Genomic DNA, 25,257 nt, shown 5'->3' on the forward strand with positions numbered 1-25,257 from the left:
GGGGCTGACCGCCATATAACCGGCCGGTAAGGTCGATGCCGTGCCGAAGCCGCTCAGCCTCTCCTTCGATCCCATCGCCCGCGCCGACGAACACTGGAAGCAGCGCTGGGGGAACGTCCCGTCCATGGCGGCGATCACCTCGATCATGCGTGCGCAACAGATCCTGCTCGCCGAGGTCGACGCGGTCGTCAAGCCGTACGGGCTGACCTTCGCGCGCTATGAGGCGCTGGTGCTGCTCACCTTCTCGCAGAAGGGCGAGCTGCCGATGTCCAAGATCGGTGAGCGGCTCATGGTGCATCCCACGTCGGTCACGAACACCGTGGACCGCCTGGTGAAGTCCGGCCTCGTCGACAAACGGCCCAATCCCAACGACGGCCGCGGCACGCTCGCCTCCATCACCGAGAAGGGGCGCGAGGTCTGCGAGGCCGCCACCCGCGACCTGATGGCGATGGACTTCGGGCTCGGCGCGTACGACGCGGAGGAGTGCCAGGAGATCTTCGCGATGCTCCGGCCCCTCCGGGTGGCCGCGCACGACTTCGAGGAGGAGTAGGGCAGAAGGCCCTGGTGCCCGAGTAGGGCCGGAAGGGCTCTGGGGCCCGGGGGCGCCCGAAGACCGTACGAAACCGGTGGTTACGCTCGTACCCATGAAAAAGAGCGTGCTGACCCGCTACCGCGTCATGGCCTACGTCACCGGTGTGCTGCTGATTCTGCTGACCCTCGGCATGATCGGCAAGTACGGGCTCGAACTGGACGGGGCCGCGGACTTCACGTACGTCGTCAGCCTCGCGCACGGCTGGCTGTACGTCGTGTACCTGGTCTGCGCTTTCGACCTGGGCTCCAAGGCGAAGTGGCCGGTCGGCAAGCAGCTGTGGGTGCTGCTGGCGGGTACGGTGCCGACGGCCGCCTTCTTCGTGGAGCGCAAGGTCAGCCAGGAGGTCGAGGCGAAGATCGCTGAGGACGCCCCGGTGGCCGCCAAGGCGTAACCCCTGCCGTACCCCTGCCGCCGTACGGATGCGCGTACGGCGGTCAGCTGTCGACATTTACTTGGACGTCCAAGTAAATTGGGGGCATGGACGCTGACGCCATCGAAGAGGGCCGCCGACGCTGGCAGGCCCGCTACGACGCTTCCCGTAAGCGCGAGGCCGACTTCACGACGCTCTCCGGCGATCCCGTGGAGCCCGTGTACGGTCCCCGTCCGGGGGACACCTACGAGGGCTTCGAGCGGATCGGCTGGCCCGGGGAGTACCCCTTCACCCGCGGGCTCTATCCGACCGGCTATCGAGGGCGGACGTGGACGATCCGGCAGTTCGCCGGGTTCGGCAACGCCGAGCAGACCAACGAGCGCTACAAGATGATCCTCGCCAACGGCGGCGGGGGCCTGTCGGTGGCGTTCGACATGCCGACGCTCATGGGCCGTGACTCCGACGACCCGCGCTCGCTCGGCGAGGTCGGGCACTGCGGGGTGGCGATCGACTCGGCCGCCGACATGGAGGTCCTGTTCAAGGACATCCCGCTGGGTGACGTGACGACGTCCATGACGATCAGCGGCCCGGCCGTGCCCGTCTTCTGCATGTACCTGGTGGCCGCCGAGCGCCAGGGTGTGGACCCGACGGTGCTGAACGGCACGCTCCAGACCGACATCTTCAAGGAGTACATCGCACAGAAGGAGTGGCTCTTCCAGCCCGAGCCGCATCTGCGCCTCATCGGCGACCTGATGGAGCACTGCGCGTCCCGCATCCCCGCGTACAAGCCCCTCTCGGTCTCCGGCTACCACATCCGCGAGGCCGGGTCGACGGCCGCGCAGGAGCTGGCGTACACGCTGGCGGACGGGTTCGCGTACGTGGAACTGGGCCTGTCCCGCGGACTGGACGTGGATGTCTTCGCGCCGGGGCTGTCCTTCTTCTTCGACGCGCACGTGGATTTCTTCGAGGAGATCGCCAAGTTCCGTGCGGCGCGCAGGATCTGGGCGCGGTGGATGCGCGACGTGTACGGCGCGAAGTCGGAGCGGGCGCAGTGGCTCCGCTTCCACACCCAGACGGCGGGTGTCTCGCTGACGGCCCAGCAGCCGTACAACAACGTGGTGCGTACGGCGGTGGAGGCGCTCGCCGCGGTGCTCGGCGGGACGAACTCGCTGCACACCAACGCGTTGGACGAGACCCTGGCGCTCCCCTCCGAGCAGGCGGCGGAGATCGCGCTGCGCACACAGCAGGTGCTGATGGAGGAGACCGGCGTCGGCAACGTGGCGGACCCGCTGGGCGGTTCGTGGTACGTCGAGCAGCTCACGGACCGGATCGAGGCGGACGCGGAGAAGATCTTCGACCAGATCAAGGAACTGGGGCTGCGGGCGCACCCGGACGGGCAGCACCCCATTGGGCCGGTCACGTCCGGGATCCTGCGGGGGATCGAGGACGGTTGGTTCACGGGGGAGATCGCCGAGTCGGCGTTCCGTTACCAGCAGGCGCTGGAGAAGGGCGACAAGAGGGTGGTGGGCGTGAACGTCCACACCGGGTCGGTCACCGGTGACCTGGAGATCCTCCGGGTCAGCCACGAGGTGGAGCGGGAGCAGGTGCGGGTCCTCGGGGCGCGCAAGGGAGCGCGCGACGATGCGGCCGTGCGGGGGGCGCTGGATGCGATGCTCGTGGCCGCGCGGGGTGGGGCCAACATGATCGGGCCCATGCTGGACGCGGTGCGGGCGGAGGCGACGCTGGGCGAGATCTGCGATGCCCTCCGGGAGGAGTGGGGGGTCTATACGGAGCCGCCGGGGTTCTAGGTGCCGTTGCGTGTGGGGCGGCGTGGGGTTGTTTTTCGCCCCCGCCGCCCCTACCCGTCCCCTCCCCAGGGGCTCCGCCCCTTCGACCCCGCCAAGGGGGCTTCGCCCCCTGGACCCCCAGGGCTTCGAGGCTCCGCCCCGGACCCCGTTTTCGGGGGCCAGCCCCCGGACCCCCGCTCCTCAAACGCCGGAGGGGCTGGAATGCGCGACCGGGGCTGGAATGCGCGGCCGGGGCTGGATTGTGCGGGCAGGGCTGGGATTTTCGGCCGGGGCCAGGCACCCCAGCCCGTCCGGCGTTTGAGGACGAGGCCGTTCAGGCCGAACGGGGGTCTGGGGGCGGAGCCCCCAGGGAAGGGATGGGACGGGTAGGGGCGGCGGGGGCGAGGAAGACCCGGGGTCATCCGGGCGGCGGGGGCGCGCTTTCCGGTAGGCCCTGGAGGAGGATCTGGGCGAGTCCGCAGGCCCAGTCCTCGGTCACCGGTTCGGCGCTGACCAGGGTCCGGTGAAGCACGGCACCGGCGACCACGTCGAAGATCAGGTCCACGGCGCGGGACGCGGTTCCGGGATCGTCCTCGGCGGGAAGCTCGCCACGCGCCTGCGCGTGCGCGCGGCCCTCCAGGACCAGGCGCTTCTGACGGTCGACGATCGAGGCACGGATCCGCGCACGCAGCGCCCCGTCGCGGGTGGCTTCGGCGACCACCGCCATCAGGCCGCTCTTCGCCTCCGGCCGGTCCAGGATCGCCGCGAACTGCAGGACCACGCCCTCGATGTCGGCGGCCAGGCTGCCGCTGTCCGGGAGTTCCAGCTCGTCGAAGAGCTCGGCCACCGCGTCCACGACCAGTTCGTTCTTGCCCGCCCAGCGGCGGTAGAGGGTCGTCTTGGCGACACCCGCGCGGGTCGCGACGTCGCCGAGCGTCAGCTTGGACCAGCCCAGCTCCACCAGGGCCGCACGGGTCGCCTCCAGGATCGCCGCGTCCGCGGCGGCGCTGCGCGGGCGGCCCGTGGCGTGTGCGGCGGAGGAGCGGCTCTGCATTCATCGACCATATCGGCCGTCTCCGGGACGTGTGTGTCCTGTGAGGCACTGGGGGAGATCATCTACTGGGGGTGCCGGGCGGGCCTCCAGGACAGTTACGCTACGGGTCGTATCGAAAGCGGCGAAGCGAGCCGAGCGATGACCACGGTGGCGCCGGGTGGGGACCCGGCGCCGAACACCACGCGGCGCGACAGGCTTTCACAGCGCTTTTCACACGGGCGCGCGGAGGGGGGAGGATGTACTCATGCAGCCACGGAACATGTCCATGAGCGGAGTCGTCGACCTCGCCGCGGTGAAGGCGGCCCAAGAGGCCAAGTCGAAGGCGGAGCAGGCGCGCGCCGAAGCCGCCCGGCAGGGTGGCGGAGGGGCCGTTTCCCCCGCTGACCTCGTCATCGATGTCGACGAGGCCGGATTCGAGCGCGATGTCCTTCAGCGGTCCACCGAGGTGCCCGTCGTCATCGACTTCTGGGCCGAGTGGTGCCAGCCCTGCAAGCAGCTGAGCCCGGTGCTGGAGCGGCTCGCCGTCGAGTACGACGGACGGTTCGTCCTCGCCAAGATCGACGTCGACGCGAACCAGATGCTGATGCAGCAGTTCGGGGTGCAGGGCATCCCGGCTGTCTTCGCCGTGGTGGCGGGACAGGCTCTGCCTCTCTTCCAGGGCGCCGCCCCGGAGGCCCAGATCCGCGGCACCCTTGACCAGCTCGTGCAGGTCGCCGAGCAGCGCTTCGGTCTGACGGGTCTGACGGTGGATCCGGGTGCCCAGCCGGGGAGCGCCGAGCCGGCCCCGCAGGCTCCGGCCGGACCGTACGACCACCTGCTCGAAGCCGCCGTACAGGCCCTGGACGCGGGCGACCTGGGCGGTGCGGTCCAGGCGTACAAGAACGTGCTGAGCGACGACCCGGGGAACACGGAGGCCAAACTGGGCCTCGCCCAGGCCGAGTTGCTCAAGCGGGTGCAGGACGCCGACCCGCAGCAGGTGCGCAAGGCCGCCGCCGAGAACCCCCTTGATGTGACGGCCCAGATCGCCGCCGCCGATCTGGATCTCGTGGGCGGGCACGTCGAGGACGCGTTCGGGCGGCTCATCGACACGGTGCGGCGCACGGCGGGGGAGGACCGGGACGCCGCGCGGCTGAGGCTGCTGGAGCTGTTCGAGGTGGTGGGCGCCGAGGAACCACGCGTGACGGCGGCGCGACGGGCGTTGGCTCGCGCGTTGTTCTGACCAGTCCCTAAACACCGGGGCTTGTGACGCCCAGGTGAAAGATTTGCCGACAGAGCGACACCGCGGCCGCGCTTTACCAAAACTTGGTAATCGCGGCCGCTGTTACTTGGAGTAGGTTGTGGTCGCCGTTCTGTCGGATTCTGTCCCTGGATCCCCTGGTCTGTCGACTCGCCTGCGGCGACCCTGAGTTGCCGCTCGATGTCGATGGGTCGCGCATTGGTTATTCGTTCGTTACTAGCCAGTAACGAACCCCCTTGCGAGGGCGGCGAGAATGCACCACGATCGGCGACGCTCGGTCCATTCTCGTTGCCCCGCCTGCCAGTCGGGTCAACGGGTTTTCTGGGTCCCCACCGAGTAGAGCCGGCGGCAGTGGTGCCGGCTCTCGGACAGGGGGGTCTCTGCCCAGTCGGCAGAGCCTGTCCGGCAGGTTGTGCGTGATGTGTGTCAGGCGCGACCAGTGGTTGTCGCTCGGGGGTGAACGCCGGTGTTTCGGGCGCGGTTCGTGCCTCCGAGAGCGGGCGCTCTCCTTCCCGAGGACGTAGCACTTCTCCCATCCCTGCCCGACTGAGCCGCCGTCAAGGGGCGAGTCAGGACCAGGAGATGTACGTCCGAGAAGGAGGAAATATGGAGTCCCAGGTGCGTGGCGGGACCAGATGGAAGCGGTTCGCTGTGGTCATGGTGCCCAGCGTCGCCGCGACAGCAGCAATAGGTGTCGCCCTCGCGCAGGGCGCTCTCGCCGCGTCGTTCAGTGTGTCGGGCCAGTCGTTCAAGGTGACGGCGGACCGGCTCGACGGTACGGGCTTCTCTCAGTACGGGGCCATCGACGAGGGGTACACCCTCAAGGGTGAGAAGGCAGTTCACCCCGTGGCGGTCTCCGCGTTCAGGAGCGCCACGATCAGCAACATGTGCCAGTCCGTGGTCACCCCGGACGTCCCGTTCGTCGGTTCTGTCAGCCTCAAGCTGACGGCTGGTACGGGTGGCACGAAGGTCAAGGCCGACAATCTGTACATCGATGTCGAGGACCTGAGCGCGGACGCCACGTTCAGGAACATCGACATCGGTGTCGCGGCCAAGGATGCCGGCAAGGGTCCGGGCATGGCCAAGGGTGACCGGGCCAACCCGTACGGGTTCGCGCAGCAGGCCGACTCGGCCACGCTGACCGACGTCAAGCAGACGGCGTGGGCGACCACCGCCGGAACCTTCAAGCTCAGCAACTTGAAGATGTCGCTGCACAAGGGCGTCAACGAGTGCTACTAGGCGCTCACCGGGCGGGTGAGGGGGTCTTGGCCTCCTTCGCCCGCCCGTCCCGCCCGTCCCTTCCCAAGTACATGAACCTCTCTGTGCGTGAATCGCATCCCCGCGCTTCCCGTACGTGAATCACAGCAACGCCGTTCCAGGGAGCTGTTGTCCATGAGCGCCGAGTCAACGGGGCAGAACGAGCACTATCTCCGCGTCTTTCGGCGGCGATTTCGCACCTGGCGAGGCACGCGTCCATTCTGGGCGGGGCTGTTCGTCCTGCTCGGCGGCTTCCCGATCATGTACTTCCCGTACGCGAACCTCCAGATCGGCCACCTCACCCTGGCCATGGCCACGACGGGGGGCGCGGGTTCCCTCATCATCGGCGTGCTGCTGGTGGTTCTCGGGGTCAGTCTCTGGTTCCAGCGGCACGTGCAGACCTTCGCGGGCGTCGCGGCGATCCTCCTGGCGCTGGTGTCCATCCCGGTCTCCAACCTCGGTGGCTTCGTGATCGGCTTCCTGCTCGCCATGGTCGGCGGTGCGATGGCCGTGTCCTGGGCGCCCGGCAAGGCGGAGCAGACGGAGGCGGTCACCCGGAAGGACGACGTCGGCGCTGTTCAGCCGGCGGCGGCGGGAGCCACGAACGGGGCGGGCGGCGAGTTCGACGATCTGTCAGGTACCACCCCGACGAACGGGACCAACGGGAGGCACAGTGCCGGCTGACGAGGAGACTCGCGGGGCTGCGGTGGGAGAGCCCCGCGCGAGATCCGGACCGCGGCACGCGGCGCCCAAGAAGCCCCTTCTCACCCGGTTCCAGGTCCCGGCGGGCAAGGCGATAGCCCTGGCGGCGATGCCGACGGCGGTCCTCATGGGAATGGGGTTCACCTCGACGCTCGCCCAGGCCGACGACAAGCCGTCGGCCACCCGGGTCGATGACGAGCCGTCGGTGAAGAGCCTGACGGCCCAGGCCGACGACTACAAGGACTGCGTCGACGCACTGGAGGCCGCCGAGGAGGACAAGGAGGCGTCGGCCACGCCCACGCCCTCCGCCTCGGCGACCGGCTCCGCGCCGGACGGCAAGGACGGCGAGGACGGCAACGAGGGGGAGAACTCCTCGGGCGAGGACTCCTCGGCCGACGGGACCTCGGGCGGGGACTCCTCGTCGGATTCGGGTTCCGGCGACAAGCCCGAGCCCGCGCCGTCCCCGTCCACGAGCGCGCCGGCCGGGTCCCCGGCGACCCCCTCGCCCTCCGAGGGCGGCGGCAACGTGCTCGACGCCATCGGCGGTGCCATCAAGGACGCCTTCACGCCGGACGACAAGGAGTCCGCGGACGCCGCGGCGACGCCGTCCCCGTCCGCCCCGTCCGCCGAGGACGCCGCTGACGCGGTCGAGGACACCAAGGACAAGGTCACCGGCGCCGCCGAGGACACCAAGGACACCGTCGAGGGCACGGTCAAGGACGTGACCGACGCGGCGTCCAAGACGGCCGAGGACGCCAAGGACACCAAGGAGAAGGCGGACAAGGAGGCGGAGGCGGCCGACGAGGCCACCGCGACCCCCAGCCCGTCCGCGAGCGCCACCACGGACCCGGAGGACTGCCCGGCCGCCACGGACGACGAGGGCGGCGTCGAGACCGGCATTCCGCCGCTCGCCGACGACCCCTGGTACCTGGAGGCCAGCTCGCTGCTGCTGAAGGGTGCCGACTACCAGGGCATCGTCAAGGTGAAGACGGCCAACGGTACGGTCAAGAAGGTCCTGAAGTACGTGATCTCCGACGGCACCGACATCGGTGACCTGCACCAGCTCGTCAAGGACAAGCAGGTCGGCAAGACGTACCACGTGCAGGCGGGCAAAGGCACCACGTCCACCATCCGCGAGGGCAAGACGGTCATGTACACCGAGAGCATCTCCGGCAACCTGCTGGGTCTGATCCCGATCACGTTCGACCCGGAGCACCCGCCGCCGCTGAACATCCCGCTGATCTACTTCACCGACGTGACGGTCACTCAGGCCGCCCAGTTCGGCGGGACGCTGAGCATCCCCGGGATGCACCAGTACGTCACCGACTGAGACGCCCGTCAGGACCTGTTCGGGAGCCGCACACACCGAGGGCGCCCCCTGCGCGGCAGGGGGCGCCCTCGGTGTGTGCGGGTGTCAGTCGCGGTCGCCGCCGCCCAGGTGGTGCACCCGGACCATGTTGGTGGTGCCGGGGACGCCGGGGGGCGAGCCGGCGGTGATGATCACGATGTCGCCCTGGTGGAACTTGTTGATCCGCATCATCTCCTGGTCGACCATGTCGACCATTTCGTCGGTGCTGTTCACGAACGGCACGACGTGCGAGTCCACGCCCCAGCTGAGCGCCAGCTGATTGCGGGTCGACTCGTCCGTGGTGAAGGCGGTGATCGGCTGGGCCGCGCGGTAGCGGGACAGCCTGCGGGCCGTGTCACCGGACTTGGTGAACGCCACCAGGCCCTTGCCGCCGAGGAAGTCGGCGATCTCGCAGGCGGCACGGGCCACCGAACCACCCTGCGTACGCGGCTTCTTGCCCGGCACCAGCGGCTGCAGGCCCTTGGAGAGCAGCTCCTCCTCGGCCGCCGTGACGATCTTCGACATCGTCTTCACGGTCTCGATCGGGAAGGCACCCACACTCGACTCGGCGGACAGCATCACCGCGTCGGCGCCGTCCAGGATCGCGTTGGCGACGTCGGACGCCTCGGCGCGCGTGGGACGGGAGTTGGTGATCATCGACTCCATCATCTGGGTCGCCACGATCACCGGCTTGGCGTTGCGGCGGCACAGTTCGATGAGGCGCTTCTGCACCATGGGGACCCGCTCCAGCGGGTACTCGACGGCCAGGTCGCCGCGGGCGACCATGACACCGTCGAAGGCCATCACGACCTCTTCCATGTTCTCGACGGCCTGCGGCTTCTCCACCTTGGCGATGACGGGGACACGGCGGCCCACCTCGTCCATCACCTTGTGGACGTCCTGGATGTCGCCCGCGTCGCGCACGAACGACAGCGCCACCAGGTCGCAGCCCATGCGGAGCGCGAACCGCAGGTCCTCGATGTCCTTGTCCGACAGGGCCGGCACGTTCACGGCCGCGCCGGGCAGGTTGATGCCCTTGTGGTCCGAGATCACGCCGCCCTCGATGACGACCGTCTTCACCTGCGTACCGTCGACCTCGACGACCCGCAGTTCCACGTTGCCGTCGTTGATGAGGATCTGGTCGCCCTTGGCGACATCGCCCGGCAGGCCCTTGTAGGTCGTCCCGCAGATGTGCTTGTCGCCCGGCACGTCCTCGGTGGTGATGGTGAACTCGTCACCGCGCACCAGCTCGACGGGGCCCTCCGCGAAGGTCTCCAGACGGATCTTCGGGCCCTGCAGGTCGGCGAGGACGCCGATCGCGCGGCCGGTCTCCGCGGCGGCGGCCCGGACGCGGACGTACCGCGCCTCGTGCTCTTCGTGCGAGCCGTGGCTGAAGTTGAAGCGGGCCACGTTCATGCCCGCGTCGATCAGCGCGACGAGCTTCTCGTGGGAGTCGACCGCAGGGCCGAGAGTACAGACGATTTTCGAACGGCGCATGGGACGATCCTATCGGTTTGTTTCGCTACGGAATATTCCGTCTGGCGGAAGATACAAATGGGCGGGTATGCGCTCAGGTGTGGCGAGGCTCACTCGCCGGCCCGCCCACTCACGGTCTCACTTCCGTCTCACTTCCGTGCGACCAGTGCGTAGGTCTGTGTGGCGATCTCCAGTTCCTCGTCGGTGGGAACGACGGCGACCGCCACCCGCGCGCCCGCGGGCGAGATGAGGCGCGGCTCGTCGCTCCGTACGGCGTTCAGCCCGGCGTCGACCGCGAGGCCCAGCTCCTGAAGGCCCGCGATCGCCGCCTCCCGTACCGGGGCGGCGTTCTCACCGACCCCGGCCGTGAAGGCCACCGCGTCCACCCGGCCGAGAACCGCGTAGTAGGCGCCGATGTATTTCCTCAGCCGATGGATGTAGATGTCGAAGGCCAGTTGGGCCCGCTCGTCACCCTCGTCGACACGACGGCGGATCTCGCGCATGTCGTTGTCGCCGCACAGCCCGATCAGACCGCTCCTCTTGTTGAGAAGAGTGTCGATCTCGTCCGTGGACAGCCCGCCAACCCGCGCCAAATGGAAGATGACGGCCGGGTCCAGGTCACCGGACCGCGTACCCATCACGAGCCCCTCCAAAGGCGTCAGCCCCATGGAGGTGTCCACACACCGGCCCTTCTCGACCGCCGACGCCGACGCGCCGTTGCCGAGGTGCAGCACGATCACGTTCACGTCCTCGGGCGCCCTGCCGAGCAGTTCGGCGGTGGCGCGGGAGACGAACGCGTGCGAGGTGCCGTGGAAGCCGTACCGGCGGATGCGGTACTCGTCCGCGGTCTGCACGTCGATCGCGTAGCGCGCCGCCGACTCCGGCATCGTCGTGTGGAACGCGGTGTCGAAGACGGCGACCTGGGGCAGGTCGGGCCGCAGCGCCCGCGCCGTCCGTATGCCCGTCAGATTCGCCGGGTTGTGCAGCGGCGCCACCGGGATCAGCCGCTCGATCTCCGCGAGCACGGCCTCGTCGATCACCGTCGGCTCGGTGAACGTCCTCCCGCCGTGCACCACGCGATGCCCGATCGCGGCCAGCTCGGGCGAGTCGAGGCCCAGCCCGTCCTTGGCGAGTTCCGCCGACACCGCCTTCAACGCGGCCTCGTGGTCGGGGATCGGGCCGTTCGACTCACGGGTCCCGCCACCGCCGTGGAGCGGTGTGTGCTTGAGCCGGGAGGTCTCCTCACCGATCCGCTCGACGAGCCCGACGGCCAGCCGGCTGTTGTCGCGCATGTCGAGCAGCTGGTACTTCACCGAGGAGGAGCCGGAGTTGAGGACGAGGACACGCGTGGAGGTCACTGGGCGGTTGCCTTCTGGGTGGGGGCCTGGGCCTGGATCGCCGTGATGGCGACGGTGTTGACGATGTCTTGGACGAGGGCGCCCCGGGACAGGTCGTTGACGGGTTTGCGCAGGCCCTGGAGGACGGGGCCGACGGCGATGGCGCCGGCGGAGCGCTGGACGGCCTTGTAGGTGTTGTTGCCGGTGTTGAGGTCCGGGAACACCAGCACGCTGGCCTGGCCGGCGACCTCGGAGTCCGGCAGCTTGGTGGCCGCGACCGTCGGCTCCACGGCCGCGTCGTACTGGATGGGACCCTCGATCTTCAGATCGGGCCGCAGGGAGCGCACCAGTTCCGTGGCCCGCCGCACCTTGTCGACGTCGGCGCCGGAACCGGAGGTGCCTGTCGAGTACGACAGCATCGCGATCCGCGGCTCGACCCCGAACTGCTCGGCGGTCGCGGCCGACTGGATGGCGATGTCGGCGAGCTGCTCGGCGTTCGGATCCGGGTTGACCGCGCAGTCGCCGTACACGAGCACCTTGTCGGCGAGGCACATGAAGAAGACGGACGAGACGATCGACGCGTCCGGCGCGGTCTTGATGATCTCGAAAGCCGGGCGGATCGTCGCGGCCGTGGAGTGCACCGACCCCGAGACCATGCCGTCGGCGAGGCCCTCCTGGACCATGAGAGTGCCGAAGTAGTTGACGTCCGAGACGATGTCGTACGCCAGCTCCACCGTGACCCCCTTGTGGGCGCGCACCAGGGCGTATTGCTCGGCGAAGGACTCCCGCAGCTCGGAGGTCAGCGGGTCGACGATCTGCGCGCCGCCGAGGTCGATGCCCAGATCGGCGGCCTTCTTACGGATCTGGTCGCCGGGCCCGAGCAGCGTCAGCTCGCACACCCCCCGGCGCAGCAGCACCTCGGCCGCGTGCAGCACCCGCTCCTCGCTGCCCTCGGGCAGCACGACGCGCCGCTTGTCGGAGCGGGCCCGCTCCAGCAGCTTGTGCTCGAACATCATCGGCGTGACCCGGTCGCTGCTGGGCGCGGACACCCGCCCGGCCAGCTCGGTGGTGTCGACATGCCGCTCGAACAGACCGAGCGCGGTCTCCGCCTTGCGGGGCGTGGCCGCGCTCAGCTTGCCCTCCATCGCGAACAGTTCGGACGCGGTGGCGAAGGAGCCTGGCTCCACCGCGACCACCGGCGTGCCGGGGGCGAGACGGGAGGCGAGGGTGAGGATCTCGTCGCTGGGCCGCTCGTTCAGGGTGAGCAGCACACCGGCTATCGGCGGGGTGCCCGCGCTGTGGGCGGCCAGCGCGCCGACCACCAGGTCCGCGCGGTCGCCCGGGGTGACCACCAGACAGCCGGGGGTGAGGGCGTTCAGGAAGGTCGGCAGCATGGCGCCGCCGAACACGAAGTTCAGCGCGTCGCGGGCGAGCCCCGAGTCGTCCCCGAGGAGCACCTTGCCGCCCAGCGCGTGGGTGATCTGCGCGACGGTCGGCGCGGAGAGCGCGGGCTCGTCCGGGAGGACGTACGCCGGCACGTCGAGGCGCGAGGCGAGCCCCACCTGGATGTCCACGCGGTCGTCCGCGGCCACCCGGTTGGTGACCATGGCCACGACGTCGCAGCCGAGCCCCTCGTACGCCCGGTACGCGTTCCGCGTCTCGGCCAGCACGGACTCCGCGGTCTGCCCCCGCGCGCCGACCACCGGGATCACCGAGGCCCCGAACTCGTTCGCGAGCCGCGCGTTCAGCGCCAGCTCGTCCGGGAACTGGGTGTCGGCGAAGTCGGTGCCGAGGACGAGGACGACGTCGTAGTCACGCGCCACCTGATGGAAGCGGCCGACGAGCGTGGACACCAGCTCGTCGGTGCCCTGCTCGGCCTGGAGGGTGGACGCCTCGTGGTAGTCCAGGCCGTACACGGTGGCCGGATCCTGCGTCAGGCGGTAGCGGGAGCGCAGCAGCTCGAACAGCCGGTCGGGAGTGTGGTGGACGAGGGGGCGGAACACCCCCACCCGGTCGACCTGGCGGGTCAGGAGCTCCATGACTCCCAGCTCCACGACCTGGCGGCCGTCGCCGCGGTCGATCCCGGTCACGTACACGCTGCGCGTCACGCGTCAATCTCCGTTCGCTCTTCAGGGGGCTTGCGGGGGTGCCTGCTGGGGTGCCTTCTGGGGTGTTTCGCAACGTTTGGCGTCACGCGAAAATCACCCGCCCGTGGCGGGCGGAACCCTCTTGACAATACCCCTGCGGCTGGATATGGCACTCGGCAAGGGGGCGGGGGTGGGACGGGAGGGACGCTGTCAGCAGTGCCCTCTGGACCGTGGAACAATCGGATGGACCCACTAGTACCCCCCACGCGCCAGCAGCGCGTGCGTACGTACGCAGGTACCGGCACCGAGCAGGAGACACAGCACGATGCGTATCGGAGTTCTCACCGCAGGCGGCGACTGCCCGGGTCTGAACGCAGTGATCCGGTCGGTCGTGCACAGAGCGGTGGACCACTACGGCGACGAGGTCATCGGCTTCGAGGACGGTTACGCCGGCCTGCTGGACGGCCGCTACCGCAGCCTCGACCTGAACGCGGTCGGCGGCATCCTCGCCCGCGGCGGCACCATCCTCGGCTCCTCCCGCCTGGAACGCGACCGCCTGCGCGAGGCCTGCGAGAACGCGTCCGACATGATCCACGAGTTCGGCATCGACGCCCTGATCCCGATCGGCGGCGAGGGCACGCTGACGGCGGCGCGGATGCTGAGCGACGCCGGTCTGCCCGTGGTCGGCGTCCCCAAGACGATCGACAACGACATCTCCTCCACGGACCGCACCTTCGGCTTCGACACGGCGGTCGGGGTGGCGACGGAGGCGATGGACCGGCTCAAGACCACGGCCGAGTCCCACCAGCGGGTGATGGTCGTCGAGGTCATGGGCCGGCACGCGGGCTGGATCGCCCTGGAGTCGGGGATGGCCGCAGGCGCGCACGGGATCTGTCTGCCGGAGCGGCCGTTCGACCCGGCCGACCTGGCCAAGATGGTCGAGGAGCGCTTCGCCCGCGGGAAGAAGTTCGCGGTCGTCTGCGTCGCCGAGGGCGCGCACCCCGCCGAGGGCACCATGAACTACGGCAAGGGCGAGATCGACCAGTTCGGCCACGAGCGCTTCCAGGGCATCGGCACGGCCCTCGCCTACGAGCTGGAGCGGCGCCTCGGCAAGGAGGCCAAGCCGGTCATTCTCGGCCACGTCCAGCGCGGCGGCACGCCGACCGCGTACGACCGCGTCCTCGCGACCCGCTTCGGCTGGCACGCGGTGGAGGCCGCGCACCGGGGCGAGTTCGGCAGGATGACCGCGCTGCGCGGCACCGACATCGTGATGGTGCCGCTCGCGGAGGCGGTGACCGAGCTGAAGACGGTCCCGAAGGACCGGATGGACGAGGCGGAGTCGGTGTTCTAGGAGGGCCTCTTTCGGGCTGGGCCGCTCCTCAGTACGGGCCGGTGCTCTCCATCGTCGACACCGTCGACCAGAAGCGATCGACGATGTGGTCCAGGAAGTCACGGCCGGCCTCGTCGGCGTCGGTCCAGGCCGTGCCGTTGGTCCAGGTGAGACCCGCCATGATCGTTCCCCGGTACGCGGTGTGCAACTCCCGGAGCACGTCCTCGACGAGCCGCCGCTCCAGGGGCACCAGCTTGGCCACCGGGCGTACGTACCCCTGCCAGCGCGTGGTCACGGCGCCCCGGAGCAGCTCGGCCAGCTTCCGGTTCCTCCCCGAGGCGGTGACGAAGTCCGGGCGTGAGAGGCCGAGCAGTCCGGTGAGGGCGGCGGACTGCCGCTCGTTGCCACGCCACTGCCCGGTTTCCTCCATGCGCAGGTACGCGAGGAGTTCGAGGCCGACCGCGTGGGCGACCTCCTCGGCGGAGAGACCACGGGCGACGCGGTACTCGCGCAACGTCCGGGGCCTGCCGGCGAGGTCGTCCACCGAGCACCACAACACGCCCGCGAGAGCCGTGAGTTCGACGCAGGTGGGGGCGGCCGTGCCGCGTTCCCAGTCGACGACCATGTCCGGGGTGACGTGCGGGAGTCCGTACGAGGAACGCATCCCGTAGGCCACGTGCTCGGGCTCCAGGCCGAGCCCGGCACGGAGACTGCGGGCGGCCGGGGAGTCGAAGGGCGGAGTGGGGGGTGTGGGGGGAGTGGTCTGCGCGGCAGGCGAGGGGTGCGGGGGCCGCGCGGGGTGCTGGCTTCGGGCTCGTGATCGGCGCACGCGGCCACGCTAGGGGTGCGGGGCTGCGATGACTACGGTCTGTTCGGCCACACTCACGGAGTGCAGATATCTATGGTCGTGCCGCGGAAGCGTGAGTTCCGTCCGAGGCCCTTGGCGGGCTGTCTGTCACCGGGGGCACCGCCCGCGAGCAGGGGGGTGCCGGCCTCAGCGAGATGAGCGATCGCCCGGTCCAGGTCGGCCGGGTCCGAGCTGTGCCGGGCCCGGCCAGTCGCAGCAGGCCGAAGTGAAAGGAGTGTCGCGCGCAGCCGCCCCTCGCGGGTCGCGGGTAGCTTCAGGCTCGCGCGGCTGGGCCGCGAAGCGGCCGAGTGTCGTGTCGGGCGGAGCCGGTGCTGTGTCCGGAGCTTTACGTCGCCGATGCGGGCGGTTCGGTCAGTGAGGCGATGCACGCGGTGAGCAGGCGCCGCATCTGGTCTTGTTCGCCGGCATTCAGATTGGCCAGCATGTCTTGCTCGACGCGGCGAACCGCGGCGCTGGCCACCTTGAGCTGGCGGCGCCCGCGGGCGGTCAGCTCGGTGGGCAGGGCCCTGCCGACGGGTGCCTGTGCCGGGCGGACGACGAGTCCCTGGCGTTCGAGGGCCTGTAGGAGCACGTTCATCGACTGCCGGGTGACGAAGGCGCCGCGGGCAAGCTCCGAGTTGGACAGGCCAGGTCGCTGGGCAAGCAGCTCCAGGCAGGAGTAGTGGGTGATCGTCATGCCCAACGGCCTCAGCACGGCCTCCAGAGCGGAGTGCAGTGCGCTCGCGGCCGCCTTCAGCATGTACCCCAGTGATGTGTCCAGCTCGATTCCGGGCTCGCCTTGACTCATGTCAGCAGTCTGACATACCTTTCGGTGTCAGAAGACTGACATACCTTGAGGAGGTAAGGATCGTGGCCGTTACCGGACCCGACTTCATTTCGCTGCAGGTGCGCGACCTGGAGCGCTCTGCCGCTTTCTACGAGCGGTACCTGGGGCTGAAACGCTCTGACGCAGGACCGCCGCACGCTGTCGTGTTCGACACCAAGCCGATCGCGTTCGCCGTCCGTGACGTCGTCGCGGGCGTCGACCTGGACGCGATCGCGCAGCCAGGCCAGGGAATGGCGCTGTGGCTGCACGCCCCCGACGCGCAGGACATCCACGACGCCCTCGCAGCCGCCGGCACGACGATCGTCTCGGCGCCCGTCGACGGGCCGTTCGGCCGCACTTTCACGTTCGCGGACCCCGACGGCTACCAGGTGACCCTCCACGACCGCGGCTGAGCCGGGCGTCCTGGTCTTCGGCGCGGCAGGCGCCCTGAGCGGGCTTCTGCAACGGCAGGCCGGCCGCCAGGGACGCGGCAAAGCCGCCTCATGCAGTTTGAAGCGGCTTCAGCGTTCGCTGCGGGGCGCGGCGCGGACGGCAGGGATCACATTGGACTTCGCGCCAGGGCCGCGACTAGGTGCGGGGCTTTCCCTTCCCCCGCGTGAGCAGCACACCCCTTCACCCCTTCACCGCCCCACCCAACGCGAACCCCCCACCCAACCGCCGCGCCACCAGCACGTACAGCACCAGCACAGGCGACGAGTAGATCACCGAGAACGCGGCCAGTTGCCCGTAGACCACCATCCCCCGGTTGCCGAAGAACTCGTTGATGCTCACGGCGGCGGGCATCTGGTCGGGGGTCAGGAGCAGCATGAAGGGGACGAAGAAGTTGCCCCACATCATGACGAAGCAGAAGACCGTCACCACGGCCACACCCGGGCCCATCAGTGGCAGCACGATCCGTAGCAGCGACTGCGACGACGACGCTCCGTCCGTCCACGCGGCCTCCTCCAGCTCCTTCGGGACGCCGTCCATGAAGTTCTTCATCAGCCAGATGGCGAACGGCAGTTGAGAGGCGGCGAAGAAGAAGATCGTGCCCTGCATGGTGTCGATGAGGTTCACCTGTACGAACAGGGCGTACACCGGCACCATGATCGCCGTGATCGGCAGGCTCGTCGCGAACAGGACCGTCAGGAGGAAGGGGCGGTTGAGGCGGGAGCGGAAGCGGGACAGCGGGTACGCCGCCAGGGCCGCGCACACCACCGTCAGGAGGGTTCCGCCGCCGCACAGGATCAGGCTGTTGAGGAGGGGGGTGAAGGTGATGCCGGGGGTCAGTACGGCGTCGAAGTTGGAGAAGGTCAGGCTGTCCGGCACCTTCACCCTCAGGTCCGCGTTCGGGTCCAGGGAGGACAGGATCACCCAGGCGAGCGGGAGGGCGAAGGCGGCGGCCAGCGTGAGGAGGCCGAAGTCGGCCGCAAGCCGGTGGGCCGTGCGGCGGTTGCTCAGCGTGCGGCGGCTGCCCGGTGTGTGTGGCATGGCGGCTCAGACCTCCGTTCGGAGCAGGCGCAGGTAGATGACCGAGACGAGTGAGCCGAGGAGGAGCAGGAGCAGGGCCACCGCCGTGCCGTAGCCGATCATGCTGTTCTGGAAGGCCTGTTCGTACATGAAGAGGGGGAGGGTCTGGCTTTTGTCGCCAGGGCCGCCGCGCGTCATCACCCAGATCAGGCCGAAGACCGACAGCGTCTGGAGCGTGTTCAGCATCAGGTTCGTGCCGATGGAGCGGCGGATCATCGGGAGCGTGATGTGCCACAGCCGGCGCCAGCCGCCCGCGCCGTCGACCTCGGCCGCCTCCGTGATCTCCTTGGGGATCTCGTTCAGGGCCGCCGAGTAGACCAGCATGGAGAAGGCCGTGCCCCGCCAGACGTTCGCGAACGACACCGCCAGGATCGGGAGCGTGAACAGCCAGTTCTGGGACGGGAGATGGAGCCAGTCCAGGAGGGCGTTCAGGGTGCCCTCGCGGCGGAAGAAGGCGTACAGGAGGAAACCGGCCACGACCTCCGGCAGCACCCACGCCGTGATCACGATCCCGCCCACGAGCGTACGGACCGGCTTCGACGCCCGCTGCATCAGTGACGCCAGTGCCAGGCCGAGCGTGTTCTGCCCGATCAGCGAACTCAGCACCGTGAACACCAGCGTCAGCCATACGGCGTTGAGGAAGGCCTCGTCCTCGAACGCCTTACGGAAGTTGTCGAAGCCGACGAACGACTCCTGGGCCTGGCCCGTGAGCTGGAGGTCGGTGAAGGCGATGTACGCGCAGTACGCGATCGGGCCCGCGAGGAACAGCAGCAGGAGGACGAGGGCGGGAGCGACGGGGAGGGCGCGGGTGAGGGAGCGTCCGAGTGCCGCACGCCCTTTCCGGCTCGCTTCCGCTGTGCCTGCTTCGTGGCTCACTTCTCGATCACTTGGTCGTTCGTGACCGACTTCAGGGTGTCGTCGTAGCCGCGCGCTGCCTCCTCGACCGACACATCACCGGTCGTCACGCCCTCCATCGCCTCCTGGATCGCCGTCGAGACCTTGGGGTACGCCGGGAACGCGGGCCGGTAGTGGGTGCTCGGGACCAGGTCGGTGAAGAACTTGATGCCGGGCTGCGCACTGATGTAGTCGGGGTCCTCGGCGACGTCCTTGCGTACCGCGATGCCCGAGTTGGCGATGTACCACTTCTGGGCGTTGGCTTTCGTCTGCATCGTCTTGATGAACTCGAAGGCCAGGTCGGGGTTGGCCGCCTTGTCCGGGATCGCCCAGGTCCAGCCGCCGGACATGCTCACCTTGCCGGGGGACTGTCCGTTCTGCGTCGGCATGTAGGCCAGGCCCAGCTTCTCGGACCACTCCGGCCACTCGTGGCCGGCGCCCTTCTGCCAGTCCTGCGGGAGCCAGGAGCCGTCGAGGTCGATGGCGAGTTTCCCCTTGGGGAGGAGTTCTCCGCGGACGATGGTCTGGATGTTCGGGTCGAGGGCGACGGAGACGTCCGGGCCCAACTTCTCCTTGTAGACCGTCTCCACGAAGGCCAGGGCGTCCCTGAAGCCCTTGCTCCCGGCGACCCACTTCTTGCTCGCCCTGTCGTACAGCGGGTCGGACGTTCCGTTGCTCGACCCGTCGCCCGCCCCGTCGCTCGACCCATCGCTCGTCCCGTACAGCAGCATCTGGAAGCCCTGCATCGCCGCCGCCTCGCCCGCCGGTTTGCCCGCGTAGATGTTGAGCGGTGTGACGCCGGGGACCTTGCGTTTGACCGTGCGGGCGGCCGTCAGGACGTCGTCCCAGGTCTTCGGCTGCCAGTCGGAGGGCAGTCCGGCCTTCGCGAAGATGCCCTTGTCGAACCAGAGGCCGCGGGCGTCGGTGCCGTCCGGGACGCCGTACGTCTTCCCGTCCTCGGCCTTGGCGGCCGTCTTCGCCGTGTCGATGAACTGGTCCCAGTCCTTCCACTGGGACAGATACGGGTCGAGGGGTTTCAGATAGCCGCTCGTGATGTCGGAGTTGATGAGGAAGGTGTCCTCGTAGACCAGGTCGGGCGCCGTCTTCGGTGAGCGGAGCATCTGCTGGACCTTGGTGTAGTACTCCGAGTCCGGGGCCTTGATGGGGATGAGTTCGACCTTCTTCCCCGGGTTCGCCTTCTCGAACTGCTTCTTGATATCGGCGAGGAAGGTGTCCATGACGCGGACCGAGTTGTCCGTGGACTGTTTGAAGGACACCTTCACCGTGTCCGGGTCGCTGCCGGAGCCGCTGCCGCAGGCGGTGAGCCCGGTGGCGGCGAGGGCGAGGGCGACGAGCGCGGTGCGTGGGGCACTGGGGCGGATGCGGGCGGCGGTGGAGCGGGTGCGGACGGCGGTGGAGCGCACGGGCAACGACCTCCTGCGGGCCTACCTCGTTGTGGCCGGAAGTTTGCTGCCCAGTGAACGTACGAGGGTCGCCCTTGTCAGGTCAATGTGTCTGCGCGGGCCCGGACTTGGCGACCTCGGCGGCCCCGCCCCCCGGGGGCCTACGGGTGGCCCTTCACCCACCGGTACTGCAACTCCGGTCTCCCCACCGTCCCGTACTGCGGACTGCGTGCCGCCCGCCCCGCCTCCACCAGGTGCTCCAGATACCGCCGGGCCGTGATCCGTGAGATTCCCACCGCCTCCGCGACCCCGGCCGCGGTCAGCCCTTCGGCACAGTCACGCAGGGCGACGGTGACCTTCTCCAGGGTGGGCGCGCTCAGCCCTTTGGGCAGCGCCGCCGGCCCCGGAGCGCGCAGGGTGGCCAGCGCGCGGTCCACCTCGTCCTGGCCGCTCGCCTCGCCCGCCGCCGCGTGGAACTCGGCGTAACGGACCAGGCGGTCCCGCAGCGTGGCGAAGGTGAAGGGCTTCAGGACGTACTGCACCACGCCCAGCGACACCCCCTCCCGTACGACCGCCAGGTCCCGTGCCGACGTCACCGCTATCACGTCCGCGTGGTAGCCGGCGGCGCGGAGGGAACGGGCGAGTTGCAGTCCGTGCACGTCCGGGAGATGGAGATCCAGCAGCAGCAGGTCCACGGGCATCCGGTCCAGTGCGCGGCGCGCCTCCGCTCCGGTGTGCGCCTTGCCGACCGCCATGAAGCCGGGCACCCGGCCGACGTACATGACATGCGCGTCGGCGGCCACCGGGTCGTCCTCCACGACCAGGACACGGATGGGTTCGGTTGTCATACGTGGCCTCCAGGCACGGCTCCGGGCACGGCGGACCGAGCGGTCTCCGTCTCCGCGCCGGCCCGGGCGGACCCCACCGTAGGCAACGGCAGCCGGACCTCGAACTCCGCCCCGCCCCCGGTGGCCTCCGTCACCGTCAGCGTGCCCTCGTTGCGGCGTACGGTCTGCCGGACCAGGGCGAGGCCGAGGCCGCGGCCGCCGGGGCCTGCCGGTTTCGTCGAGAAGCCGCGTTCGAACACGGCCTCCGCGTGGGCCGGGTCCACGCCCGCGCCGGTGTCGGCGACCCGCAGCACCAATTCGGCCCCCGTATCGGACTCCGTCGTGTACGCCGTCACCGTCACCCGCGCCCCGGCCGTCCCCTGCGCCGCGTCCACCGCGTTGTCGATCAGGTTGCCGAGGACGGTGACCAGGTCGCGGGCCGAGAGGGACTCCGGGAGGAGGCCGTCGTCGATGCGGCTGTCCTCGGAGACCACCAGTTCCACGCCCCGCTCGTTGGCCTGGGCCGCCTTGCCCAGGAGCAGGGCCGCCAGGACGGGCTCGCTGACCGCGGCGACCACCTGGTCCGTCAGGGCCTGGGCCAGTTCCAGTTCCGCCGTCGCGAAGTCGACCGCCTCGTCCGCGCGGCCGAGCTCGATCAGGGAGACGACCGTGTGCAGCCGGTTCGCGGCCTCGTGCGCCTGGGAGCGGAGAGCCTGGGTGAAGCCCCGTTCGGAGTCCAGCTCGCCCATCAGCGACTGGAGCTCCGTCACATCGCGCAGGGTCACGACCGTGCCACGGCGATGGCCGCCGGAGACGGGGGAGGTGTTCACGACCAGCACGCGGGTGGCCGTCAGGTGCACCTCGTCCACCCGCGGCTCGGACGCCAGCAGCGCACCGGTGAGCGGGGTGGGCAGGCCCAGGTCGGCGACCGAGCGGCCGACCACGTCGTCGGTCAGCCCGAGCAGTTCCTGCGCGCCGTCGTTGAACAGCGCGACCCGGTACTGGCCGTCCAGCATCAGCAGGCCCTCGCGCACGGCGTGCAGTGCGGCCTGGTGGTAGTCGTGCATGTTGCTGAGCTCGGTGGCGTTCATGCCGTGGGTGTGGCGGCGCAGCCGGGCGTTGACCACGTAGGTGCCGAGGCCGCCCAGGGCGAGCGCTCCGGCCGCGACACCGATCAGCGCGGTGAGCTGTTCCTGGACGCGGGCGCTGATCGCCTCGACCCGGATGCCGGCGCTGACCAGGCCGATGATCCTGCCGCCCTCCTCGATGGGGGTGACCGCGCGCACGGACGCCCCGAGTGTGCCCGTGTACGTCTCGGTGAAGGTCTCGCCCCTCAGCGCCTGCTCGATGTGGCCGCGGAAGTGCTGGCCGATCTGGGCCGGGTCGGGGTGGGTCCAGCGGATGCCGTCGGGGTTCATGATCGTGACGAAGTCGACCTCGGCGTCGTGCTGCACCTTCAGCGCGTACGGCTGGAGCTCCGCTGTGGGATTCTCGGTGTGGATCGCCTGGCGTACGGAGGGGGAGTCGGCGACCGTGCGGGCCACGGCCGTCGCCTGGCGGCCGGCCGCCTCCTCGGCCTGGGAGCGGTCGCTGACGTACGTGAACAGCGCGTACCCGACGACCACGACCGCCAGCAGTACGGCCTGGACGGCGAAGAGCTGACCTGCCAGGCTGCGGGGTCTGAGGACGCGGGAGGCGCGAGGGAAGCGCATGCCAACAGTCTGCCTCCACGTACAAGCGTGAACTCAATGAACGGAAGGGTGACCGCCCTCACAGGGCGGGAGATAGTCACCCCATCGCAAGGGAGCGATCACCCTGCCGCAAGGGTGCACGCCTCCCGATTCGGGACCCGCGATCCCGAGCCGCAGGGAGCCCGTCTCCCGCCCCTGGGAGCCTGTCTCCCGCCCCTGGGAGCCCGTCTCCCAACCCCCTGGGACCCCCACTCCCACGATTCCGAGGGGCGTTCTCCCAGCCTGGGAGCTCGTTCCGCACCACCCCCGGACGTGAGCCGCACGCCGGAAGAGCGAGCCGACGACGTCGTCGACGAGGAGGGCAGCCGTGGCCAGCACCACAGATACGGCACCTACCGCACCCGCCAAGCGGGACCGCACGCATTACTTGTACATCGCCGTGATCGTTGCCGTGGCCCTCGGCATCGCTGTGGGCCTCATCGCTCCCGACTTCGCGGTCGAGCTGAAGCCCATCGGCACCGGCTTCGTGAACCTGATCAAGATGATGATCTCGCCGATCATCTTCTGCACGATCGTCCTGGGCATCGGCTCCGTACGGAAGGCCGCCAAGGTCGGCGCGGTCGGCGGTATCGCCCTCGGCTACTTCGTGGTGATGTCGTTCGTCGCCCTCGGCATCGGCCTGGTCGTCGGCAACATCCTCCAGCCGGGCACCGGCCTCGCGGTGACCGACGCCATCAAGGAGACCGGCCAGGCGCAGGTCGACGCGGAGGCCAAGGGCACCACCGAGTTCCTGCTCGGCATCATCCCGCACACGCTCGTCTCCGCCTTCACCGAGGGCGAGGTCCTGCAGACCCTGTTCGTCGCCCTGCTCGCGGGCTTCGCGCTCCAGGCCATGGGCTCGGTCGGTACCCCCATCCTGCGCGGTATCGAGCACATCCAGCGGCTCGTGTTCCGCATCCTGGCCATGATCATGTGGGCGGCCCCGATCGGTGCGTTCGGCGCCATCGCCGCCGTCACCGGGTCGGCCGGTCTGGACGCGCTCAAGAGCCTCGCCGTGCTGATGATCGGCTTCTACATCACCTGCGTCCTGTTCGTCTTCATCGTGCTCGGCGCGCTGCTGCGGATCGTCGCGGGCCTGAACATCCTCACGTTCTTCAAGTACCTGGGACGTGAGTTCCTGCTGATCCTGTCCACCTCCTCCTCCGAGTCCGCGCTGCCGCGGCTCATCGCGAAGATGGAGCACCTGGGCGTCAGCAAGCCGGTGGTCGGCATCACCGTTCCGACCGGCTACTCCTTCAACCTCGACGGCACCATGATCTACATGACCATGGCGTCCCTGTTCATCGCCGACGCCATGGGTACGCCGATGTCGATCGGCGAGCAGATCCCGCTGCTGCTCTTCCTGCTGGTCGCCTCTAAGGGCGCGGCCGGTGTGACGGGTGCGGGGCTCGCCACCCTCGCGGGTGGCCTCCAGTCCCACAAGCCCGCGCTCGTGGACGGTGTCGGTCTCATCGTGGGTATCGACCGCTTCATGAGCGAGGCCCGCGCGCTGACCAACTTCGCGGGCAACGCGGTCGCCACGGTCCTGATCGGTACGTGGACGAAGGAGATCGACAAGGAGCGGGTGGAGCAGGTGCTCGCGGGGCAGCTGCCCTTCGACGAGCGGACGCTTCTCGACGAGGGTTCCGAGACTGTGACGGACTCGGAGGCCGAGCAGGGCGGGGAGAAGGCGCTGGCCAAGGCGTAGGCGCCGGCAAAGGGCGCTCAGCCGAACGTCCCCCCAACCCCGAGCGGTCGGATTCTCCCCCCGTGGATCCGGCCGCTCGGTCGTTTTGCTGCCCGGACTCGGGCGGCCGTTGCCTTGACGCCGACGTCAAGGCATACCGTCGGCCCATGCGAATCGGCGAGCTGGCGGCGCGCGGCGGGACGACCGCGAGGGCGGTGCGGTACTACGAGTCGCTGGGGCTGCTCCCCGGGCGGCGCAGCGGCAACGGGTACCGGACGTACGACGAGGATGATCTGCGGCTGTTGCGGCAGATCCGTACGTTGCAGGACTTCGGCTTCGGCCTGGAGGAGACGCGGCCGTTCGTGGAGTGTCTGCGGGCCGGGCACCCGGAGGGCGACTCCTGCCCGGCCTCGCTCGCGGTCTACCGCCGCAAGCTCGGCGAGCTCGACGCGCTGATCGGCGAGCTGACGGCCGTCCGCGCGCAGGTCGCGGATCAGCTCGCGCGGGCCGAGAGGGCGCGGGACGAGCTGGCGGCCGAGGCGGGGGTTCCGGGCGGTCCGGAGCCCGAGTGTGAGCTGGGAGGGCGGGCGACATGAGCAGAGCAGCGGGAGTGGCCGAGGTGACGGACGCGGATTTCGATGTGGAGGTGATCGGGGCGGAGCTGCCGGTGCTGGTGGAGTTCACCGCCGACTGGTGCCCGCCGTGCCGGCAGATGGCGCCGGTGCTCAGCGCCCTCGCCGCGGAGGAGGGGGAACGGCTGAAGGTGGTCCAGTTGGACGTCGACACCAGTCCGGCCACCACGAACGCGTACAAGGTGCTGTCGATGCCGACGTTCATGCTGTTCCGGAACGGTGAGCCCGTACGGGCGATGGTGGGCGCCCGCCCCAAGCGGCGGCTGCTGGAGGAGCTGTCCGACGTGCTGTGACACGGCTCCTG

The 25,257-nt window shown here is 69.5% G+C and carries 24 protein-coding genes; 13 read left to right on the plus strand and 11 right to left on the minus strand.

Annotated features, from left to right (window positions below; genetic code table 11):
* Positions 1–40 precede the first annotated feature (40 nt).
* From IE262_RS35175 to icmA, 3 genes are all read left to right on the plus strand, one after another.
* Complete coding sequence (locus IE262_RS35175) at positions 41–550, plus strand: MarR family winged helix-turn-helix transcriptional regulator (protein WP_134030031.1); 510 nt, start codon at positions 41–43, stop codon at positions 548–550.
* 94 nt (positions 551–644) lie between these two features.
* Entirely contained in the window at positions 645–983 is a 339-nt protein-coding gene (locus IE262_RS35180; protein ID WP_134030034.1) for a DUF3817 domain-containing protein, read from the plus strand.
* Positions 984–1,069: 86 nt separating this feature from the next.
* The gene (gene icmA / locus IE262_RS35185) at positions 1,070–2,770 is read left to right on the plus strand and encodes a coenzyme B12-dependent isobutyryl-CoA mutase large subunit (RefSeq protein WP_189879503.1); all 1,701 of its coding nucleotides are present in this window, start codon (positions 1,070–1,072) and stop codon (positions 2,768–2,770) included.
* Between the two features lie 397 nt (positions 2,771–3,167).
* On the opposite strand, the gene IE262_RS35190 is transcribed toward icmA, so the two are convergent.
* The gene (locus tag IE262_RS35190; RefSeq protein ID WP_189879505.1) at positions 3,168–3,803 is read right to left on the minus strand and encodes a TetR/AcrR family transcriptional regulator; all 636 of its coding nucleotides are present in this window, start codon (positions 3,801–3,803) and stop codon (positions 3,168–3,170) included.
* 244 nt (positions 3,804–4,047) lie between these two features.
* Between IE262_RS35190 and IE262_RS35195 the strand changes: the two genes are divergently transcribed.
* The 5 genes from IE262_RS35195 to IE262_RS35210 all read left to right on the plus strand — a co-directional run bounded on the left by IE262_RS35195 (position 4,048) and on the right by IE262_RS35210 (position 8,329).
* Positions 4,048–5,022: a tetratricopeptide repeat protein gene (locus tag IE262_RS35195; RefSeq protein ID WP_189879507.1), complete on the plus strand. Its 975-nt coding sequence runs from the start codon at positions 4,048–4,050 to the stop codon at positions 5,020–5,022.
* 271 nt (positions 5,023–5,293) lie between these two features.
* On the plus strand, positions 5,294–5,380 hold the full coding sequence (locus tag IE262_RS40770) for a hypothetical protein (protein WP_491591007.1): 87 nt from the start codon (positions 5,294–5,296) through the stop codon (positions 5,378–5,380).
* A 266-nt stretch (positions 5,381–5,646) separates the two neighbouring features.
* Positions 5,647–6,279, plus strand: a complete 633-nt coding sequence (locus IE262_RS35200) for a DUF6230 family protein (protein WP_189879509.1) — start codon at positions 5,647–5,649, stop codon at positions 6,277–6,279.
* 153 nt (positions 6,280–6,432) lie between these two features.
* On the plus strand, positions 6,433–6,981 hold the full coding sequence (locus tag IE262_RS35205; protein ID WP_134030049.1) for a DUF6114 domain-containing protein: 549 nt from the start codon (positions 6,433–6,435) through the stop codon (positions 6,979–6,981).
* Positions 6,971–8,329 carry a hypothetical protein gene (locus IE262_RS35210; protein ID WP_189879511.1) on the plus strand — a complete coding sequence of 453 codons (1,359 nt, stop codon included), beginning with the start codon at positions 6,971–6,973 and terminating at the stop codon, positions 8,327–8,329. The genes IE262_RS35205 and IE262_RS35210 overlap by 11 nt, the downstream gene beginning before the upstream one ends.
* An 84-nt stretch (positions 8,330–8,413) precedes the next feature.
* On the opposite strand, the gene pyk is transcribed toward IE262_RS35210, so the two are convergent.
* The 3 genes from pyk to pta form a co-directional block, all read right to left on the minus strand.
* Positions 8,414–9,844, minus strand: coding sequence for a pyruvate kinase (gene pyk, locus IE262_RS35215; RefSeq protein ID WP_134030055.1), 1,431 nt, complete (start codon positions 9,842–9,844; stop codon positions 8,414–8,416).
* 128 nt (positions 9,845–9,972) lie between these two features.
* Positions 9,973–11,181: an acetate kinase gene (locus IE262_RS35220; RefSeq protein ID WP_134030058.1), complete on the minus strand. Its 1,209-nt coding sequence runs from the start codon at positions 11,179–11,181 to the stop codon at positions 9,973–9,975.
* Positions 11,178–13,268 (minus strand): phosphate acetyltransferase, encoded by a 2,091-nt coding sequence (gene pta / locus IE262_RS35225; RefSeq protein ID WP_189879513.1) that lies wholly within the window; start codon positions 13,266–13,268, stop codon positions 11,178–11,180. The genes IE262_RS35220 and pta overlap by 4 nt, the downstream gene beginning before the upstream one ends.
* Before the next feature lie 304 nt (positions 13,269–13,572).
* Here pta and IE262_RS35230 point away from each other — a divergent pair, with 304 nt between their 5' ends.
* Positions 13,573–14,598 carry an ATP-dependent 6-phosphofructokinase gene (locus IE262_RS35230; protein WP_189879515.1) on the plus strand — a complete coding sequence of 342 codons (1,026 nt, stop codon included), beginning with the start codon at positions 13,573–13,575 and terminating at the stop codon, positions 14,596–14,598.
* A 28-nt stretch (positions 14,599–14,626) separates the two neighbouring features.
* Here IE262_RS35230 and IE262_RS35235 read toward each other — a convergent pair whose 3' ends face one another.
* Both IE262_RS35235 and IE262_RS35240 read right to left on the minus strand, forming a co-directional pair.
* Positions 14,627–15,406, minus strand: coding sequence for a helix-turn-helix domain-containing protein (locus IE262_RS35235; protein WP_189879517.1), 780 nt, complete (start codon positions 15,404–15,406; stop codon positions 14,627–14,629).
* Between the two features lie 364 nt (positions 15,407–15,770).
* Entirely contained in the window at positions 15,771–16,232 is a 462-nt protein-coding gene (locus IE262_RS35240) for a MarR family winged helix-turn-helix transcriptional regulator (protein WP_134030070.1), read from the minus strand.
* A 62-nt stretch (positions 16,233–16,294) separates the two neighbouring features.
* Between IE262_RS35240 and IE262_RS35245 the strand changes: the two genes are divergently transcribed.
* Positions 16,295–16,663: a VOC family protein gene (locus IE262_RS35245; RefSeq protein WP_134030073.1), complete on the plus strand. Its 369-nt coding sequence runs from the start codon at positions 16,295–16,297 to the stop codon at positions 16,661–16,663.
* 220 nt (positions 16,664–16,883) lie between these two features.
* Here the strand turns inward: IE262_RS35245 and IE262_RS35250 are convergent, their stop codons facing one another.
* The 5 genes from IE262_RS35250 to IE262_RS35270 form a co-directional block, all read right to left on the minus strand.
* Positions 16,884–17,741, minus strand: a complete 858-nt coding sequence (locus IE262_RS35250) for a carbohydrate ABC transporter permease (protein ID WP_189879519.1) — start codon at positions 17,739–17,741, stop codon at positions 16,884–16,886.
* Positions 17,742–17,747: 6 nt separating this feature from the next.
* On the minus strand, positions 17,748–18,656 hold the full coding sequence (locus IE262_RS35255; protein WP_189879521.1) for a carbohydrate ABC transporter permease: 909 nt from the start codon (positions 18,654–18,656) through the stop codon (positions 17,748–17,750).
* A complete protein-coding gene (locus IE262_RS35260) occupies positions 18,653–20,104 on the minus strand; it encodes an extracellular solute-binding protein (protein WP_373305213.1) in 1,452 nt (483 codons plus the stop codon). Before IE262_RS35260 ends, IE262_RS35255 begins: the two co-directional genes overlap by 4 nt.
* A 134-nt stretch (positions 20,105–20,238) precedes the next feature.
* On the minus strand, positions 20,239–20,925 hold the full coding sequence (locus IE262_RS35265) for a response regulator (protein ID WP_134030082.1): 687 nt from the start codon (positions 20,923–20,925) through the stop codon (positions 20,239–20,241).
* Entirely contained in the window at positions 20,922–22,616 is a 1,695-nt protein-coding gene (locus IE262_RS35270) for a sensor histidine kinase (protein WP_189879523.1), read from the minus strand. Before IE262_RS35270 ends, IE262_RS35265 begins: the two co-directional genes overlap by 4 nt.
* 346 nt (positions 22,617–22,962) lie before the next feature.
* On the opposite strand from IE262_RS35270, the gene IE262_RS35275 reads away from it, so the two are divergent.
* The 3 genes from IE262_RS35275 to IE262_RS35285 all read left to right on the plus strand — a co-directional run bounded on the left by IE262_RS35275 (position 22,963) and on the right by IE262_RS35285 (position 25,246).
* Positions 22,963–24,342 carry a cation:dicarboxylate symporter family transporter gene (locus IE262_RS35275; protein ID WP_189879525.1) on the plus strand — a complete coding sequence of 460 codons (1,380 nt, stop codon included), beginning with the start codon at positions 22,963–22,965 and terminating at the stop codon, positions 24,340–24,342.
* 146 nt (positions 24,343–24,488) lie between these two features.
* Positions 24,489–24,917 carry a MerR family transcriptional regulator gene (locus tag IE262_RS35280; protein WP_134030089.1) on the plus strand — a complete coding sequence of 143 codons (429 nt, stop codon included), beginning with the start codon at positions 24,489–24,491 and terminating at the stop codon, positions 24,915–24,917.
* Positions 24,914–25,246, plus strand: a complete 333-nt coding sequence (locus IE262_RS35285; RefSeq protein ID WP_134030091.1) for a thioredoxin family protein — start codon at positions 24,914–24,916, stop codon at positions 25,244–25,246. The genes IE262_RS35280 and IE262_RS35285 overlap by 4 nt, the downstream gene beginning before the upstream one ends.
* Positions 25,247–25,257: the final 11 nt, after the last annotated feature.

Source organism: Streptomyces bluensis (assembly GCF_014650715.1).
In the GTDB taxonomy this organism is placed as follows: Bacteria; Actinomycetota; Actinomycetes; order Streptomycetales; family Streptomycetaceae; genus Streptomyces; species Streptomyces bluensis.